Below are 16178 nucleotides of genomic sequence, written 5' to 3' on the forward strand. Positions count from 1 at the left end.
GCCAGATGGAATACAAAAGATTTTGATTCTGTAATGACTAAAATGCCCGCAAACAAGCGGGCATTTTTTATCGAGATTTTACAAATTATTGAATAAGTACATAGAAATTTGCGCCATCACGCACGATGTTAAGTGCAATTGCAGATGGTTTTGCATCAAGGGCTCTACGTAAATCACTGATGGTTTCAGTTTGGGTGCGGTTAATACCGATAATCACATCGCCTTTTTTCAAGCCACGTAACTCTGCAGGTGAACCTTTTTCTACTTTAGAAATTTCTACCCCTTTTAAGCCATCTTTACTGTAATTGCTATATTGTGCCCCAGTTAATGCAGGTAACAAGTCAGTTGCGCTTGCAGTTGGTGCATCGCCATCAGATTGTAATGTTACTTTCGCTTTTTCCACTTTTCCATCGCGTAAGTAGGTTAATTCAAACTCTTTACCTGCGCCTGCCGTAGCAATTTTGGCACGTAATTCAGCAAAGCTACGTAATTTTTGACCGTTTAATTCGGTAATGACATCGCCTGCTTTTAAGCCAGCTTTAGATGCTGCAGAGTTTGGTAAAACTTCGCTAATGAATGCGCCTTGTTGTGCATCAATATTGAATTCTTTCGCAAGATCGGCGTTAAGTTCGCCTCCTTTGATGCCAAGCATACCGCGTTTTACTTCACCAAATTCAATGATTTGTTGAATTAAGTTATTTGCCATGTTTGCAGGAATTGCAAATGCAATACCCGCATTGCCACCGCTTGGCGAAAGAATAGCAGTGTTAATACCGATCAATTCGCCTTTTAAGTTAATGAGTGGGCCACCTGAGTTACCTTGGTTAACCGCAGCATCTGTTTGAATATAGTTTTGGTAGCCATCATCAATATTGCCCGTTGAACGACCTAATGCAGAAACAATTCCCGAAGTCACGGTTTGTCCTAAGCCGAATGGGTTGCCGATAGCCACCGCAAAGTCACCCACGCGTAATTTGTCTGAATCTGCAAATTTAATTTCAGTTAAGTTTTTCGGAGATTGAATTTGAACTAATGCAACGTCTGATTGCGGATCTGCACCCACTAATTTTGCTTGGAATTCACGGCCATCTTCTAACTTAATGGTAATTTTATCCGCATCTTTAATCACGTGGTTATTGGTAATCACATAACCTTTTTCTGCATTGATAATTGCGCCAGAACCTAATCCTCTAAATTGACGTTGTGGAGCGCTACGTTCAGATGATCGGCTGCTTTGACCACCAAAAAATTCATTAAATAAATCTTCTAAATCTTCTGGAAGACCGTCTAAACTATCACGGCTAGAACTGCGGCTTTGGCTAGTTTTGGCTTTGCCTTCTACAGAAATTGCAACCACAGCTGGGCGGACTTTATCTAACATATCCGCTAAAGACGGTGCTTGTTCTTGTGGGTTGTTTGAGAAAAATGGAAGGCTGATTTCTGCTTGTGCTTGTATTGGTAAGCTAGCCATGCCAAGGCCTAAAATTGCTGCAGATAAAATAGATTTTTTAAATGTTTTCATTATGTTTCCTGTTTATGTTTGTGTTGTACAAAATCAAGCGATGCCACTTGGGGAACCAAGCGCGTTTGCTTGTGTCGATAAGACAGACTCATTTTGAGATTGGTTCATCAAAATGTAAATAAATGAATGAAAAATAGTCAATAAAAAATTTGCAAGCGGTTAAATTTTATGACTAGATTGCAAATGTCAACTTTTAAAAGCTCTTTGACATTAGAAACAAATTGATAGAGCATACACGCTTTATTATAAGGAAGAAGATTATCTGAATGCATAGTACAGAGAACTTGATTGAGGTAAAAAACCTCACCTTTAAGCGAGGTGAGCGAGTCATTTACGACAATCTGAATTTGCAAGTGCAGAAGGGAAAAGTCACCGCCATTATGGGGCCTTCAGGGATTGGGAAAACCACCTTGCTCCGCTTAATTGGCGGCCAGTTAATTCCTAATGCCGGCGAGATTTTATTCGATGGCGAAGATGTCGTGAAAGCCTCAAATAAACAGCTTTACCAAATTCGCCAGCGAATGGGCATGTTATTCCAATCGGGCGCATTGTTTACCGATTTATCTACTTTTGACAATGTGGCATTCCCGATTCGTGAACATACCAATTTACCTGAAGCAGTGATTAGAAAATTGGTGTTGATGAAATTAGAGTCAGTTGGATTAAGAGGCGCAGCAGATTTAATGCCCTCTGAGCTTTCTGGCGGGATGGCACGTCGTGCAGCATTAGCACGCGCGATTGCGTTAGATCCAGATTTAATTATGTACGATGAGCCTTTTGCGGGCCAAGACCCAATTAGTATGGGCGTTATCGTAGAATTGATTAAAAAATTAAACCAAGCGATGAACTTGACTTCTATTGTGGTTTCGCACGATGTAGCAGAGGTGTTAAGTATTGCCGATTACGCTTACATTGTGGCAGATAAGCATGTGATTGCAGAAGGTACACCACAAGCATTGTTAGCCAGCCAAGATGAGCAAGTCGTGCAGTTCTTGTCGGGTAAAGCAGATGGGCCGGTTCGATTCCATTATCCGGCGAAAGATTATACAGAGGAGCTATTTAATGATTGATTTTATTAGTCGAGTTGGCGCTTCTGTCATTCATTTTATTCGCGCCTTCGGACGTTCTGCTTTTATGCTTTGGGGCGCTTTGGTTGGCAAACCTAATTTCCGTAAGCACAGCCCGCTTTTAATTAAACAGCTATATTCAATAGGCGTACAATCTTTATTGATTATTATGCTTTCCGGCTTGTTTATCGGCATGGTATTAGGTTTACAAGGCTATGTGGTACTGGTTGATTTTGCCGCAGAAACAAGTTTAGGAACCTTAGTTTCACTTTCTTTATTGCGTGAGCTAGGGCCTGTGGTAACGGCATTATTGTTTGCAGGTCGAGCAGGTTCGGCATTAACGGCAGAAATTGGTTTGATGAAGGCAACAGAGCAGCTATCAAGCCTTGAAATGATGGCAGTTGACCCACTACGCCGAATTATTGCACCGCGTTTTTGGGCAGGTGTGATTTCAATGCCTGTATTAGCAGCAATTTTTACGGCTATTGGTATTTGGGGTGGCTCATTAGTTGGGGTCGATTGGAAAGGCGTTGATAGCGGTAGTTTCTGGTCGGTAATGCAAAACTCCGTTAATTTAAGCGACTTAACTAATGGCTTTATTAAAAGCATTATTTTTGCGTTCGCAGTAGTTTGGATTGCTTTATTTAACGGTTATGACTCAATGCCAACTTCAGAAGGTATTAGCCAAGCTACAACTAAAACGGTGGTAAACGCCTCGTTAGTGGTTTTAGGATTAGATTTTATTTTAACAGCCATTATGTTTGGCGGTTAATTCACAAAAGGAAAAGACAATGCGTCAATCAATTAAATATGAATTTTGGGTCGGCTTATTTGTACTATTAGGCTTAGCAGCTCTTGTATTTTTAGGCTTGCGTGTCGCGGGTGTGCAAGGATTTACTTCCGAGAAAACTTACACTCTTTACGCAACTTTCGATAACATCGGCGGACTAAAAGTGCGTGCACCGATAAAGGTCGGCGGGGTTGTGGTAGGGCGTGTTGAAGACATTCAATTAGATGCACAAACCTATACACCGAAAGTAGCATTAGCAGTGAATCAAGATTTTAATAAAATCCCAGACACTAGCTCACTTTCAATTAAAACCGCAGGTTTATTGGGTGAACAATATATTGCGTTAAACATCGGCTTTATGATGGAAGGCGAAACGGAATATATGAAAGAAGGCAGCAGCTTTACAGATACCAATTCAGCTATGGTATTAGAAGATTTAATCGGTCAGTTCCTATATGGCGACAAAAAGTCATCGAATAGTGAAACTGAAAAAACTGAGGCGTCGAAAGCTGAATAATACACGCTATTTTGCGTGCCTATTCCCCGAACTTCGGGTAAAATGAAACAATTTCCTGCATATGGCATTTTAACTGCCGTATGCAATTTTCTAAGACATATTGGAGTTTATTCAATGTTCAAACAAATTAAAAAAATTATCGCAACCGCAGTGGTTGCATTTTCAACTTTTGTTTCTGCACAAGCTTTCGCAGAAACTAGTCCTTATGTATTGACTCAACAAGCGTCAGACAAATTATTTGGCGATATTAAGGCTAACCAAAGTAAAATTAAATCAAATCCAGAATATTTACGTACTATTGTGCGCAACGATTTAATGCCACATGTGCATGTCAAATATGCAGGTCAATTAGTGTTAGGTAAAAACCTTTCATCTGCCACTGAAGCACAACGTGAAGCATTCTTCAACGCATTTGGTCAATTTGTTGAACAAGCTTACGCGCAAGTATTAACACAATACACAGACCAAAAAGTACAAATCGAAAGCGAAAAACCGGTTGATGGTAAAACTATCGTAAGCATTCGCGTGAATTTAGTACAAAATAATGGTGCACAGCCAATTAAATTAGATTTTAAATGGCGCAAAAACAGCAAAACTGGCGAATGGCAAGCTTATGATATGGCGGCTGAAGGCGTAAGTATGGTTGCAACGAAACAAAATGAATGGAGTGGTGTGTTACGCCAACAAGGTATTGATGCGTTAACAAACCAAGTTGCACAAGCAGCAAAACAACCTATCAAATTAAGCAAATAATCGTTTTATGCAATCGGAAAAAACATTACAATGGGCGGTCTCTCAAAACAATGAAAGTGTAGTGGTAACGCTCATTGGTGAATTAACCCGCAACACGTTGCTTCCTCTTTGGAAGCAACGTGCTTCTTTTTTATCGCCAAGCGGTAACCAACAGATTTATTGGGATTTAGCAGGGCTAACCCATCTAGACTCAGCAGGATTTACCTTACTTGCTGAAATGCTCAATCATTATGGCAAACAAACGGCCAATCACTTAATTCATACACCTAAAGTTATTTTTACTTTGGCAGAATTATATGATTTAGATGAGTGGTTAGCGCAATATACCCTCTAACGAATATTTTTAAGGATTGTTTCAATGGAACCTAAACAAATTGAAGAAATGCTCAAGCAAGCATTCCCTAACGCTTCAGAAGTTCACGCACAAGGCGAAAACTCGCATTATGGCGTGATTGTCGTCAGTGATGAATTAGCACAGTTGACTAAAGTTAAACAACAACAAGCAGTTTATGCGCCGTTAGCTGAGCTATTTTCGACCAACGCTATCCATGCATTAACCATTAAAGTGTTCTCGACCGAACAGTGGAAGAAAGAACGCTTATTAAATATCGTTGGCTAATCATTTCAAACAAGCGGTCTATTTTGCAAAATAATCTGCAAAATAGACCGCTTGCATCTTATAAAAAGAATTAAAGGTAGGATTTAGATGGAAAAATTCCGTGTGCAAGGGCCGGTTACTTTAAGTGGAACGGTTGATATTTCGGGCGCAAAAAATGCTGCGTTACCCATTTTATTTGCTGCAATTTTAGCGCAAGAACCCGTTACTTTAACTAATGTACCTGATTTAAAAGACGTTGATACTACATTCAAAATTTTACGCCAATTAGGTGTGGTTGTTGAACGTGATGAAAAAGGTGCGGTACAAATTGATGCAAGCAAAATCGATCACTATATTGCGCCATATGAGTTAGTGAAAACCATGCGTGCGTCTATTTGGGCGCTTGCGCCGTTAGTGGCGCGTTTCCACGAAGGACAAGTATCATTACCAGGCGGTTGTACTATCGGAGCTCGTCCTGTAGATATGCATATCTCTGGTTTAGAAAAAATGGGCGCTGCGATCGAATTAGATGAAGGTTATGTGAAAGCAACTTCAAATGGTCGTTTAAAAGGCGCGCGTATTTATATGGATAAAGTGAGCGTAGGCGCAACCTTATCTGTCATGATGGCGGGCACCTTAGCGGAAGGAACAACCGTAATTGAAAATGCAGCGCGTGAGCCGGAAATTGTCGATACTGCAGATTTCTTAAACGCCATGGGCGCAAAAATTTCAGGTGCGGGTACAGATACCATTACCATTGAAGGCGTTGAAGGATTAGGTGGTTGCTGTCATCGCGTCGTTGCAGACCGTATTGAAACGGGAACCTTCTTAGTTGCGGCAGCTATTTCAGGCGGCAAAATTACTTGTCGTGGTACAAAAGCAGATACTTTAGACGCAGTGATTGAAAAATTACGTGAAGCTGGTATGGAAGTGACCGTAACGGAAGACAGCATCACTTTAGATTCTAAAGGACAACGTCCGAAAGCAGTTAATATCCGTACAATGCCACATCCAGGTTTCCCAACGGATATGCAAGCGCAATTTACTTTATTGAACGTAGTGGCAGAAGGCACCAGTCGCATTACGGAAACCATTTTCGAAAATCGTTTCATGCACATTCCAGAGCTCAATCGTATGGGGGCAAAAGGCGAAATTGAAGGCAATACTGCTATTTGCCAAGGCGTGGAAAAATTAAAGTCTGCAGAAGTAATGGCGACTGACTTACGTGCATCAATCAGCTTAGTGTTAGCAGGTTGTATCGCAGAAGGGGAAACTATCGTAGATCGTATTTATCACATTGACCGCGGTTATGAGCATATTGAAGAGAAATTACGCGGTATTGGTGCAAACATCGAACGTTTTCGTGCCCCGTTTGAAGGGGAGTAATTTCCTAGTTTTGAAAATGGCCGCATTCGCGGTCATTTTTTATTCGGATAGATGATGAATAATTTTATTAACCTCGCAAATCAATTAGGAAAAGCACGCCAACCTTTTTTCTTTTTAATTGATTTTGAACAGGAAAAACCGCTGATTATGTCGGTTGAAGAGGCTACTGCAAGCGGTCTATTTTTTGAATTCGATTGCAAAAAAAATGCTGAGTTGCCTCAGCCGATAGCGCCTTTTCATTTTGAAATGAGACCGATGCCATTTGTGCATTACGAGCAAGGTTTTTCGTTAGTGCAACAAGCGATTCAGCTCGGCAATAGTTATTTACTGAATTTAACTTATCCAACACAAATTGAGATGAATTACAGCTTGGCGGATATTTTTGCGGCAACAAGTGCGAAATATAAGCTTTATTTGCCAGATCAGTTTGTCTGTTTCTCACCAGAAACCTTTGTTCGTACCCAAGCAAATAAAATTTATGCCTATCCAATGAAAGGCACCATAAATGCTGAACAGCCCAATGCACTGACAACGCTTATGGAATCTGATAAAGAACAAACCGAACATAATACGATTGTGGACTTAATCCGAAATGATTTGGCGTTGGTTTCTAAGCATATCGAAGTAACTAAATACCGCTATGCAGAATTAGTCCAAACCCATCGAGGCGCTATTTATCAAACCAGTTCGGAAATTTGTGGTGAATTAGCTGAGAATTGGCAAGCGGAAATTGGCACAATTTTAGCAAAACTACTGCCTGCCGGCTCAATTAGTGGCGCACCGAAAGTGAAAACGGTAGAGGTGATTCAGCAGGCAGAGCAAGGAAAGCGTGGCTATTATACAGGCGTGTTTGGCTATTTTGATGGAGAAAATCTCGATAGCGCCGTTGCCATTCGCTATATTGAGCAAATCAACGGTCAGTTCTGGTTTAGAAGTGGCGGCGGGATTACAGCTAAAAGCCAATTGAAAGAAGAGTATCAAGAGTTATTGGAGAAAGTCTATGTCCCTATTTCCGCTGTTTGAAACCATTGCGATTATAGATGGTAAGCCTCAAAATCTAGCTTATCATCAGGCTCGATTTGAACATGCTATGCGCAATTATTTTCAAATTGAGCCGAATCTTCAATTAGCCGAAGTGATTAAAGTTCCAGCTGAGCATCAGCAAGGGCTTGTTCGTTGCCGAATAGATTATTCGGCACATCATTTTGAATTAACGTTTTTTCCTTATCAGCCACGCCAGATTCAAACCTTGCAATGTGTTTATGTTGATGAGATCGACTACCGCTTTAAATATAGTGATCGTAGTCAACTAGAAGCGCTGAAAAATAGCCAAAGTGATGAAGTCGTGATTGTTCATCAAGGTTATGTGAGCGATTGCACGATTGGTAATTTATTGTTTTTTAAAGCAGGACGCTGGTATTGCAGTGAGGATTATTTACTTAAAGGCACGCAGTTAAGCAAATTGTTAGATGAGCAAAAAGTAGAGCTGATTAAGCTTCCAATATCGGATTTATTTCGTTACGAAAAAGTGATGATCATTAATGCACTAAATTTATTTGAAAATGGTCATATTTTACCCATTTCTAATATAAAATTATAAAAATTGATAAATATCCAATCATTTATTGACTAAAAATTAAACTTTTCATCCACTATTTTGGTGCTTAGATCAGCAAACGATCCTAAAAAGTCATTTTGTGCTCATAAAATAAGCATAAAATGCTTGAAACTGGATGGTAATACACTATACTAATGTCCAGTAAATGATGCACAAGCGGTCATTTTTTCCAAAGAATTTACTAAAATAAGGAGCCTAGCATGGCAGCAGAAAAGAAAAACCAAAAAAATAGTGTTGTAAAACAAACCGATCCTGAACAACGCGAGAAAGCACTTTCCGCTGCGCTTGCTCAAATTGAAAAACAATTTGGTAAAGGCTCAATTATGAAACTGGGGCAAACGCAAAGCTTAGATATTGAAGCAGTTTCAACAGGATCAATCGGTTTAGATATGGCTTTAGGCATCGGTGGTTTGCCAATGGGACGTATCGTTGAGATCTTTGGACCAGAATCTTCTGGTAAAACAACATTAACCCTGTCTGCGATTGCACAAGCACAAAAAGCCGGCAAAACATGTGCTTTTATTGATGCCGAGCACGCACTTGATCCAATTTATGCACGCAAATTAGGCGTAGATACTGATGAGTTATTGATTTCTCAGCCAGATAACGGTGAGCAAGCTTTAGAGATTTGTGATGCGTTAGTTCGTTCAGGTGCAGTAGATGTTATCGTGGTGGACTCGGTGGCGGCATTAACACCAAAAGCGGAAATTGAAGGCGATATGGGGGATTCTCATATGGGCTTACAAGCTCGATTAATGTCACAAGCACTACGTAAATTAACCGCTAACATTAAAGCAACCAATTGTTTGGTGATTTTTATCAACCAAATTCGTATGAAAATTGGTGTTATGTTTGGTAACCCAGAAACGACAACGGGTGGTAATGCACTGAAATTCTACTCTTCTGTACGTTTAGATATTCGTCGTACAGGCGTAGTAAAAGATGGTGATAACATTATCGGTAGCGAAACACGTGTTAAAGTGGTAAAAAACAAAGTTGCTCCACCATTCCGTGAAGTGAATTTCGATATTATGTATGGTGAAGGTATTGCGCGTACTAATGAATTATTGATTTTAGCTGAAGCGAATGATCTGATTAAGAAATCAGGCGCGTGGTTCTCCTATGAGGGTACCAAAATCGGGCAAGGTAAAAATAATGCCGTGAAATGGTTAAAAGAGAATGCGGATATTGCGCAAAAAATTGAACAAGAATTGCGTGAGAAATTTAGCAACAACACACCAACAGCATTAGTTTCAACTGATGAAGATGTGTTAGACGATGACAATTTCACAGAAGACGACGATTTTAACGACGAAGATCTATAAATAAAAAATGCGGTTTTCTAAACCGCATTTTCTTTATGAGAAATTTATGGACAAGCAGTCAACACAGAAATACAGTGCGACAAATTACTTGCTTTATTTACTCTCAAAACGAGATTATAGTGAGCAAGAATTGCATCGGAAGCTGAAATTGAAAGAATATTCAGCTGAGGAGATCGAGCAAGCTATTGAAACTGCAAAAGCGCACAATTGGTTAAGTGATGAACGATTTTGCCAAACTTTTATCCGTTATCGCGCTCAACAAGGTGTGGGGCCTCGCCGATTAAAGCAAGAATTAAAGATGAAAGGTGTGGCAGATTGGCTGATTAGTCAATGCCTTGAAGTTGCAGAGGCTGAAGAAGGGTTAGATTGGTTTGAACTTGCCGAGCAGATTTTTGAAAAAAAACGTCCGCGAGTTTGGGATTTGAAGGCCAAACAAAAAATGTGGCGTTTTATGGTCAGCCGAGGTTTTTACCAAGATCATTTTAGCCATTTGCTCAATCAAGATTATGATGAAGATGAGTAACGTGGATGAGTTTATTTAAATCAACTAAACAAGCGGAGTTTTGCCCGCAATGTCAATCGCCGTTACAACTAAAGCGCGGTAAACAAGGGCTTTTTTTAGGTTGTAGCGCTTATCCTGCTTGCGATTATATTAAACCGCTGCATCAAGAAAGTCGCATTATCAAAGATTTAGCTGAAACTTGCCCAGAATGTGGGGCATTTTTGCAAGTCAAACAGGGGCATTTTGGTATTTTTATTGGATGTAGCCAATATCCAAATTGCCATTTTACCGTACATGAAGAGACACCAGCAGACAGTGAAGTTGAATTTGATTGTCCAGAATGTAAAACGCATAAATTAGTCGCGAGAACAGGCCGTGCAGGTAAGGTATTTTACGGATGTAGTGGCTTTCCGCAGTGCAAATTCACGTTAGCGAGTAAGCCAATTTTAGCGCATTGTCCGCAATGTGGCGGGACAATTGCCTGTGAAAAAAAAGTGAAAGGAACGCGATATTTACAATGTGCGAATAAACATTGTCAGGCAATCTTTGAGGCAGAGATAGAAAATGAGTAATTTAGATGAAATTATTGCCCGCTTGCAAAACAATGAAGTGGTCGCTTATCCAACGGAAGCCGTTTTCGGTTTAGGTTGTAATCCGAATAGTGAAGCTGCCGTTCAAGCATTATTAACTTTAAAACAACGGCCGGTAGAAAAAGGTTTAATTTTATTGGCTTCCGATTTGCGTTATTTACGTCCTTTTATTGATGAATCTTGTTTAACTGAAAAAGAGTGGCAAAGTCTAACGCAAGTTGGCACACAGGCGATTACTTGGGTCGTTCCTGCAAAAAAATCTGTGCCGCGCTATTTAACCGGGCAATTTGACACTATCGCTGTACGGCTTTGTCATTTACCCGCAGTAGTGATGCTTTGTGAAGCTGCTGGGTTTGCGCTGACTTCAACCAGTGCCAATTTAACAGGTCTGCCTCCTTGTCGAACCGCACAAGAAGTTTATGCCCAATTTGGCAACGATTTTCCTGTGTTAGAGCAGGCAACTGGTGGGGCAAAACAACCCTCTGAAATTCGAGATATTTTTACCCAACATATTTTTAGACAAGGATAAGCATGAATCAGTATGCCGTATGGGGCAATCCGATTGCTCAAAGCAAATCTCCTCGCATTCATCAGTTATTCGCTGAACAAACTGGTCGAAATTTACAATATATAGCGAAATTAGGGGATGAAACTAATTTTGAGGCAGAACTGGCAGCATTTTTTACGCAAGCCAAAGGTGCCAACATTACGGCACCGTTTAAAAACCGTGCATTTGCGATAGCGACACAATACAGTGAACGCTGTTTGTTGGCAGAAGCTTGTAATACATTGAAAAAATTAGCAGATGGGCAACTTTATGCGGATAATACAGATGGGGTGGGTTTATGTGCCGATCTTGCTCGTTTAGGTTGGTTAAAACCAAATCAGAAGATGTTAATTTTAGGGGCGGGGGGCGCAACGCAAGGTGTGTTATTTCCTTTGTTGCAAGCCAAGCAGCAGATTACGCTCTACAATCGCACGCCAGAAAAAGCGGTCATTTTAGCGGAAAAATTTGCAAATTACGGACAAATTCAGACCGCTTGTTGGGAAGAATTGGTGAATCAATCATTTGATGTCATTATCAATGCAACATCTTTAGGGTTACAAGGGAAATATGTTCCAGTCCCAGCAAGTTTATTAGCATCATCCGTGGTTTATGATATGCAATATGCTCCGCATCAAGATACGCCATTTTTGCGTTATGCTAAAAGCCAAGGCGCAAAACATTGTAGTGATGGTTTAGGGATGTTGGTCAATCAAGCGGCTTTTGCTTTTGAATTATGGGAAGGTGTGTTGCCAGATGTTGCGCCAGTACTTGCCCAGCTTCAAGCGGAAATGGAAGCTGGCAGTTAATTTAGTACAAGAAAAAGCTATCGTTTTTTTAGCAAAATGTTGAATCTGTAAGCAAAAAGACAGAAAACAAGACTTTTTTGCAAAAAAGTATTTGACGAGGTTAGTCAAAATCAGCATAATACGCCTCGCAAAGCCGATATGGTGACGCAAAATGGCTACATAGCTCAGCTGGTTAGAGCACAACACTCATAATGTTGGGGTCGCAAGTTCGAATCTCGCTGTAGCCACCATTTGCGGGACTGGCGAAATTGGTAGACGCACCAGATTTAGGTTCTGGCGCCGCGAGGTGTGTGGGTTCAAGTCCCTCGTCCCGCACCATTTATCGATTTGCAAATCAGTAGTTGGGGTATCGCCAAGCGGTAAGGCACCGGGTTTTGATCTCGGCATCCCTAGGTTCGAATCCTAGTACCCCAGCCACTTCTTATCTTAGTAAGCTAACCAATGGTTAGTTTTTTCTTTTGGGGTATCGCCAAGCGGTAAGGCACCGGGTTTTGATCTCGGCATCCCTAGGTTCGAATCCTAGTACCCCAGCCATCTTTCTTCTATTTATTCATTTTCTTCAGTAAATCTATTCAATAGCCTATTTCTTCTTTAGATTTCTTTCAAAATTTATTAGAATTTACGCATTATGAGGGATTTTTCTCCCGTTACTAACGATTTCTAAGCACTGAAGGATATGTTATGAAAAAAATTAACCCGACCCAAACAGCCGCATGGCAGGCATTAACTGCACATCAAGCTGAAAACCTAACTATTGCCCAATTATTTCAAGCAAACCCACAACGTTTTTCACAATATCATGTCAATTTCGAAGATCAAATTTTAGTCGATTTTTCTAAAAATGCAGTAAATGAAACCACTTTAGCGTTATTACAACAATTAGCTGAAGAATGTGGCTTAGCGCAAGCGAAAGAGGCTATGTTTAGTGGAGAGAAAATTAACTATACCGAAAATCGCGCGGTATTACACACTGCATTGCGTAATCGTAGCAATACGCCAGTATTGGTTGATGGTAAAGATGTAATGCCTGAAGTCAATGCTGTTTTAGCTAAAATGAAAGCATTCTGCCAACGAGTCATTTCTGGCGAATGGAAAGGTTATACGGGTAAGGCAATTACAGATGTCATCAATATTGGTATTGGTGGTTCTGATCTTGGTCCTTATATGGTGACAGAAGCATTACGCCCTTATAAAAATCATTTAAACGTGCATTTTGTGTCAAATGTGGATGGCACGCATATTGCCGAAACGCTCAAAAAAGTAAACCCAGAAACAACGTTAGTATTAGTGGCTTCTAAAACCTTTACTACCCAAGAAACCATGACGAATGCGCATTCGGCTCGTGATTGGCTTTTAGCGGCAGCAAAAGATGAATCTGCGGTTGCTAAACATTTCGTAGCGCTTTCTACCAATGCAAAAGAAGTGGAAAAATTTGGTATTGATACGGCCAATATGTTTGAATTCTGGGATTGGGTTGGTGGCCGTTATTCTTTATGGTCAGCGATTGGATTATCTATTGCTCTTTCTATTGGTTTTGAGCAGTTTGAACAATTGTTATCTGGCGCGCATGCGATGGACAACCATTTCAGACAAGCACCAGTTGAGAAAAATATTCCAACCATTTTAGCGCTTATCGGCATTTGGAATAGCAACTTCTTAGGTGCAGAAACAGAAGCATTATTGCCATATGATCAATATTTACATCGTTTTGCGGCGTATTTCCAACAAGGCAACATGGAGTCAAACGGAAAATATGTAGGGCGTGACGGTAAAGTGGTGAATTATCAAACTGGCCCAATTGTTTGGGGTGAGCCGGGTACTAATGGCCAACACGCATTTTATCAATTGATTCACCAAGGTACGAAAATCATTCCTTGTGATTTTATTGCGCCAGTGCAAACACACAATCCATTAAGTGATCATCATGAAAAATTGTTGTCTAACTTCTTTGCACAAACCGAAGCCCTTGCTTTTGGTAAATCCAAACAAGCAGTTGAAGAAGAATTCTTAGCCGCAGGAAAATCACTTGAATCGGTTAAAGAAATTGTGCCGTTTAAAGTATTTACGGGCAACAAACCAACTAACTCGATTTTATTGCAAAAAATTACGCCTTACAGCTTAGGTGCATTGATTGCCATGTATGAACATAAAATTTTCGTACAAGGTGTAATTTTCAACATTTACAGCTTTGACCAATGGGGTGTTGAACTTGGCAAACAACTTGCTAACCGCATTTTACCTGAGTTAAAAGGCAGTGAGTCAGTTGAAAGTCACGACAGCTCAACCAATGGTTTAATTAACCAATACAAAGCTTGGCGTTAAGTTTAGCTTTTTACAAGCGGTAGTTTTTCATCAAACTTTTGCAAAAATTACCGCTTAGTCTTACATTATGAAACCAATTTTCCTTGAAATCCGTCATTTACGTACGTTAGTGGCAATTAAAGAAAGCGGCAATTTGTCATTAGCCGCGAAACGCTTGCATTTAACGCAATCGGCTCTTTCTCACCAAATTAATGTGTTAGAAAGCCAATATGATTTAACGTTGTTCGAGCGTAAAACTACCCCGATTCGTTTTACGCCGGCAGGGGAGCGTCTTTTAGCGCTTGCCTATGAGATTCTGCCTAAAATTCGTGATGTTGAACGGGATTTAGTGCGTGTGAAACAAGGTGAGCTAGGCAATCTTCGCATTTCAATTGAATGCCATACTTGCTTTGATTGGCTGATGCCTGCTATGGCGACTTTCCGTCAAAGCTGGCCGTTAGTGGAGCTAGATATTGTTTCTGGTTTCCATACCGATCCAGTTGGCTTATTGCTGAGCGATCGTTCAGATTGGGCGGTGGTCTCTGAAATGGAAGATAATCCGAATGTGATTTATAAGCCGTTATTTTCTTATGAAATGGTCGGCATTTGTGCGAAAGATCATCCTTTGGCAACCAAACCAATTTGGACGGCGGAGGATTTCAAAGAAGAAACCTGGATTACCTATCCCGTTCCGGATGATATGTTAGATTTACTGCGCCAAGTGCTTAAACCAGCGGGGATTTCACCTAAACGCCGAACGACTGAACTCACCATTGCGATTATTCAATTAGTGGCAAGCAAGCGAGGTATCGCAACCCTACCTTATTGGGCGGTGAAACCTTATTTAGAGTTAGGTTATGTGGTAGCCAATAAAATTACTGAACAAGGCCTGTATAGTAATTTATATGGTGCGATTAGGGCGCACGATGCGCATAGTGCCTATTTAGAAGATTTCCACAATACAGTTAAAGCACAAAGCTTTGCCACTTTACCAGGGTTGATTGTATTGGATTAAGGAGATAAAGATGAAAATGCTCCGCTATGAAGATATTTTGCATAAACTGCCTAAACGACAAGCTGATTCGCATAAAGGGGATTATGGTAGAGTTTTACTGATTGGTGGTAATGCGAATATGGGTGGAGCAATTATGATGGCAGCGAAAGCTGCTGTGCATAGTGGTGCGGGTTTAACTACAGTGGCAACCGACGCTTCAAATCATACCGCATTACATTGCTATTTACCTGAAGCGATGGTGATTGACTGGGAAAATACCGAGTTATTGCTGGAAAAGCTTCATCAATCAGATGTAGTACTTATTGGCTGCGGTTTAGGGTTAAGTGAACAAGCTACGACATTATTAAGCCTAGTGCTGAGCCATTTACAGCCATCGCAAAAGCTGATTATTGATGGCGATGCCATTACTTTATTTGCCAAATATTCACAGAATCATTATGAATTTCCCATTTGGGCAACCCCGCATCAAAAAGAGTGGGAACGCCTTTCTGGTTTAGCGATTGATGCGCAAACGCCAGCCAACAATTTACACGCTGTCAGCCAATTACAACTTAATGTGATTCTCAAAAAACATGGTACAACGCTTTATTTGCTCAATCATGAGCCACTTTGTATTGATGTTGGAACGCCCGCCATGGCAACAGGGGGAATGGGAGATACACTTGCTGGCATGATTACAGGGTTGCTTGCGCAATATCCAAAACAATCGGAACAAGCCGTTTGCACTGCCGTTTATCTACATAGCTATATTGCTGAGCAATTAGCGAAAACTCGGCATGTCGTCCTTCCTACTGAGATTATCGGTGGGATTTCTTCTTATCTTAAATTAGTGATTTAAGTT

Annotated in this window: 18 protein-coding genes and 4 tRNA genes; 21 read left to right on the forward strand and 1 reads right to left on the reverse strand. The window is 40.5% G+C overall.

The window, feature by feature from the left end; translation table 11 throughout:
• Positions 1–85: 85 nt before the first annotated feature.
• Positions 86–1525, reverse strand: a complete 1440-nt coding sequence (locus HMPREF1128_RS02175; protein WP_029495422.1) for a DegQ family serine endoprotease — start codon at positions 1523–1525, stop codon at positions 86–88.
• A 263-nt stretch (positions 1526–1788) separates the two neighbouring features.
• On the opposite strand from HMPREF1128_RS02175, the gene mlaF reads away from it, so the two are divergent.
• The 21 genes from mlaF (at position 1789) to HMPREF1128_RS02280 (ending at position 16175) form a co-directional block, all read left to right on the forward strand.
• Positions 1789–2592 carry a phospholipid ABC transporter ATP-binding protein MlaF gene (gene mlaF / locus HMPREF1128_RS02180; protein WP_007523864.1) on the forward strand — a complete coding sequence of 268 codons (804 nt, stop codon included), beginning with the start codon at positions 1789–1791 and terminating at the stop codon, positions 2590–2592.
• A complete protein-coding gene (gene mlaE, locus HMPREF1128_RS02185) occupies positions 2585–3361 on the forward strand; it encodes a lipid asymmetry maintenance ABC transporter permease subunit MlaE (RefSeq protein ID WP_007523831.1) in 777 nt (258 codons plus the stop codon). The genes mlaF and mlaE overlap by 8 nt, the downstream gene beginning before the upstream one ends.
• A 19-nt stretch (positions 3362–3380) precedes the next feature.
• Positions 3381–3896, forward strand: a complete 516-nt coding sequence (mlaD, locus tag HMPREF1128_RS02190; RefSeq protein ID WP_007523899.1) for an outer membrane lipid asymmetry maintenance protein MlaD — start codon at positions 3381–3383, stop codon at positions 3894–3896.
• A gap of 114 nt (positions 3897–4010) precedes the next feature.
• Positions 4011–4649 (forward strand): phospholipid-binding protein MlaC, encoded by a 639-nt coding sequence (gene mlaC, locus HMPREF1128_RS02195; protein ID WP_007523884.1) that lies wholly within the window; start codon positions 4011–4013, stop codon positions 4647–4649.
• A gap of 7 nt (positions 4650–4656) precedes the next feature.
• Positions 4657–4983: an STAS domain-containing protein gene (locus HMPREF1128_RS02200; RefSeq protein WP_007523776.1), complete on the forward strand. Its 327-nt coding sequence runs from the start codon at positions 4657–4659 to the stop codon at positions 4981–4983.
• 24 nt (positions 4984–5007) lie between these two features.
• Positions 5008–5268, forward strand: coding sequence for a BolA family protein (locus tag HMPREF1128_RS02205; protein ID WP_007523722.1), 261 nt, complete (start codon positions 5008–5010; stop codon positions 5266–5268).
• An 87-nt stretch (positions 5269–5355) separates the two neighbouring features.
• Positions 5356–6633, forward strand: coding sequence for a UDP-N-acetylglucosamine 1-carboxyvinyltransferase (gene murA / locus HMPREF1128_RS02210; protein ID WP_007523868.1), 1278 nt, complete (start codon positions 5356–5358; stop codon positions 6631–6633).
• Between the two features lie 54 nt (positions 6634–6687).
• The gene (locus HMPREF1128_RS02215) at positions 6688–7656 is read left to right on the forward strand and encodes an aminodeoxychorismate synthase component I (RefSeq protein WP_007523911.1); all 969 of its coding nucleotides are present in this window, start codon (positions 6688–6690) and stop codon (positions 7654–7656) included.
• Positions 7634–8233 carry an aminotransferase class IV family protein gene (locus HMPREF1128_RS02220; RefSeq protein ID WP_007523685.1) on the forward strand — a complete coding sequence of 200 codons (600 nt, stop codon included), beginning with the start codon at positions 7634–7636 and terminating at the stop codon, positions 8231–8233. The genes HMPREF1128_RS02215 and HMPREF1128_RS02220 overlap by 23 nt, the downstream gene beginning before the upstream one ends.
• A gap of 218 nt (positions 8234–8451) precedes the next feature.
• Positions 8452–9576 carry a recombinase RecA gene (gene recA / locus HMPREF1128_RS02225; RefSeq protein ID WP_007523835.1) on the forward strand — a complete coding sequence of 375 codons (1125 nt, stop codon included), beginning with the start codon at positions 8452–8454 and terminating at the stop codon, positions 9574–9576.
• 46 nt (positions 9577–9622) lie between these two features.
• A complete protein-coding gene (gene recX, locus HMPREF1128_RS02230) occupies positions 9623–10099 on the forward strand; it encodes a recombination regulator RecX (RefSeq protein WP_035530014.1) in 477 nt (158 codons plus the stop codon).
• Positions 10100–10104: 5 nt separating this feature from the next.
• Positions 10105–10650: a DNA topoisomerase family protein gene (locus HMPREF1128_RS02235; protein ID WP_007523654.1), complete on the forward strand. Its 546-nt coding sequence runs from the start codon at positions 10105–10107 to the stop codon at positions 10648–10650.
• Positions 10643–11197 carry a Sua5/YciO/YrdC/YwlC family protein gene (locus HMPREF1128_RS02240; protein ID WP_007523766.1) on the forward strand — a complete coding sequence of 185 codons (555 nt, stop codon included), beginning with the start codon at positions 10643–10645 and terminating at the stop codon, positions 11195–11197. Before HMPREF1128_RS02235 ends, HMPREF1128_RS02240 begins: the two co-directional genes overlap by 8 nt.
• 2 nt (positions 11198–11199) lie before the next feature.
• Positions 11200–12021 carry a shikimate dehydrogenase gene (gene aroE, locus HMPREF1128_RS02245; RefSeq protein ID WP_007523850.1) on the forward strand — a complete coding sequence of 274 codons (822 nt, stop codon included), beginning with the start codon at positions 11200–11202 and terminating at the stop codon, positions 12019–12021.
• Positions 12022–12174: 153 nt separating this feature from the next.
• Positions 12175–12251: transfer RNA gene (locus tag HMPREF1128_RS02250), tRNA-Met, on the forward strand.
• 3 nt (positions 12252–12254) lie between these two features.
• Positions 12255–12339: transfer RNA gene (locus HMPREF1128_RS02255), tRNA-Leu, on the forward strand.
• A gap of 24 nt (positions 12340–12363) precedes the next feature.
• Positions 12364–12438, forward strand: a tRNA-Gln gene (locus tag HMPREF1128_RS02260).
• Between the two features lie 42 nt (positions 12439–12480).
• A tRNA-Gln gene (locus HMPREF1128_RS02265) sits at positions 12481–12555 on the forward strand.
• Between the two features lie 147 nt (positions 12556–12702).
• Positions 12703–14343: a glucose-6-phosphate isomerase gene (gene pgi, locus HMPREF1128_RS02270; RefSeq protein WP_007523686.1), complete on the forward strand. Its 1641-nt coding sequence runs from the start codon at positions 12703–12705 to the stop codon at positions 14341–14343.
• Positions 14344–14410: 67 nt separating this feature from the next.
• Positions 14411–15337: a LysR family transcriptional regulator gene (locus HMPREF1128_RS02275; RefSeq protein ID WP_007523915.1), complete on the forward strand. Its 927-nt coding sequence runs from the start codon at positions 14411–14413 to the stop codon at positions 15335–15337.
• Positions 15338–15347: 10 nt separating this feature from the next.
• Positions 15348–16175 carry an NAD(P)H-hydrate dehydratase gene (locus tag HMPREF1128_RS02280; RefSeq protein WP_007523705.1) on the forward strand — a complete coding sequence of 276 codons (828 nt, stop codon included), beginning with the start codon at positions 15348–15350 and terminating at the stop codon, positions 16173–16175.
• The last annotated feature ends 3 nt before the right edge of the window (positions 16176–16178 follow it).

This window comes from Haemophilus sputorum HK 2154 (assembly GCF_000287615.1).
GTDB lineage: Bacteria > Pseudomonadota > Gammaproteobacteria > Enterobacterales > Pasteurellaceae > Haemophilus_A > Haemophilus_A sputorum.

Coding starts and splice junctions, on each gene's coding strand:
- mlaF (WP_007523864.1), top strand. CDS start 1,789: ATGCATAGTACAGAGAACTTGATTGAGGTAAAAAACCTCACCTTTAAG.
- mlaE (WP_007523831.1), top strand. CDS start 2,585: ATGATTGATTTTATTAGTCGAGTTGGCGCTTCTGTCATTCATTTTATT.
- mlaD (WP_007523899.1), top strand. CDS start 3,381: ATGCGTCAATCAATTAAATATGAATTTTGGGTCGGCTTATTTGTACTA.
- mlaC (WP_007523884.1), top strand. CDS start 4,011: ATGTTCAAACAAATTAAAAAAATTATCGCAACCGCAGTGGTTGCATTT.
- HMPREF1128_RS02200 (WP_007523776.1), top strand. CDS start 4,657: ATGCAATCGGAAAAAACATTACAATGGGCGGTCTCTCAAAACAATGAA.
- HMPREF1128_RS02205 (WP_007523722.1), top strand. CDS start 5,008: ATGGAACCTAAACAAATTGAAGAAATGCTCAAGCAAGCATTCCCTAAC.
- murA (WP_007523868.1), top strand. CDS start 5,356: ATGGAAAAATTCCGTGTGCAAGGGCCGGTTACTTTAAGTGGAACGGTT.
- HMPREF1128_RS02215 (WP_007523911.1), top strand. CDS start 6,688: ATGAATAATTTTATTAACCTCGCAAATCAATTAGGAAAAGCACGCCAA.
- HMPREF1128_RS02220 (WP_007523685.1), top strand. CDS start 7,634: ATGTCCCTATTTCCGCTGTTTGAAACCATTGCGATTATAGATGGTAAG.
- recA (WP_007523835.1), top strand. CDS start 8,452: ATGGCAGCAGAAAAGAAAAACCAAAAAAATAGTGTTGTAAAACAAACC.
- recX (WP_035530014.1), top strand. CDS start 9,623: ATGGACAAGCAGTCAACACAGAAATACAGTGCGACAAATTACTTGCTT.
- HMPREF1128_RS02235 (WP_007523654.1), top strand. CDS start 10,105: ATGAGTTTATTTAAATCAACTAAACAAGCGGAGTTTTGCCCGCAATGT.
- HMPREF1128_RS02240 (WP_007523766.1), top strand. CDS start 10,643: ATGAGTAATTTAGATGAAATTATTGCCCGCTTGCAAAACAATGAAGTG.
- aroE (WP_007523850.1), top strand. CDS start 11,200: ATGAATCAGTATGCCGTATGGGGCAATCCGATTGCTCAAAGCAAATCT.
- pgi (WP_007523686.1), top strand. CDS start 12,703: ATGAAAAAAATTAACCCGACCCAAACAGCCGCATGGCAGGCATTAACT.
- HMPREF1128_RS02275 (WP_007523915.1), top strand. CDS start 14,411: ATGAAACCAATTTTCCTTGAAATCCGTCATTTACGTACGTTAGTGGCA.
- HMPREF1128_RS02280 (WP_007523705.1), top strand. CDS start 15,348: ATGAAAATGCTCCGCTATGAAGATATTTTGCATAAACTGCCTAAACGA.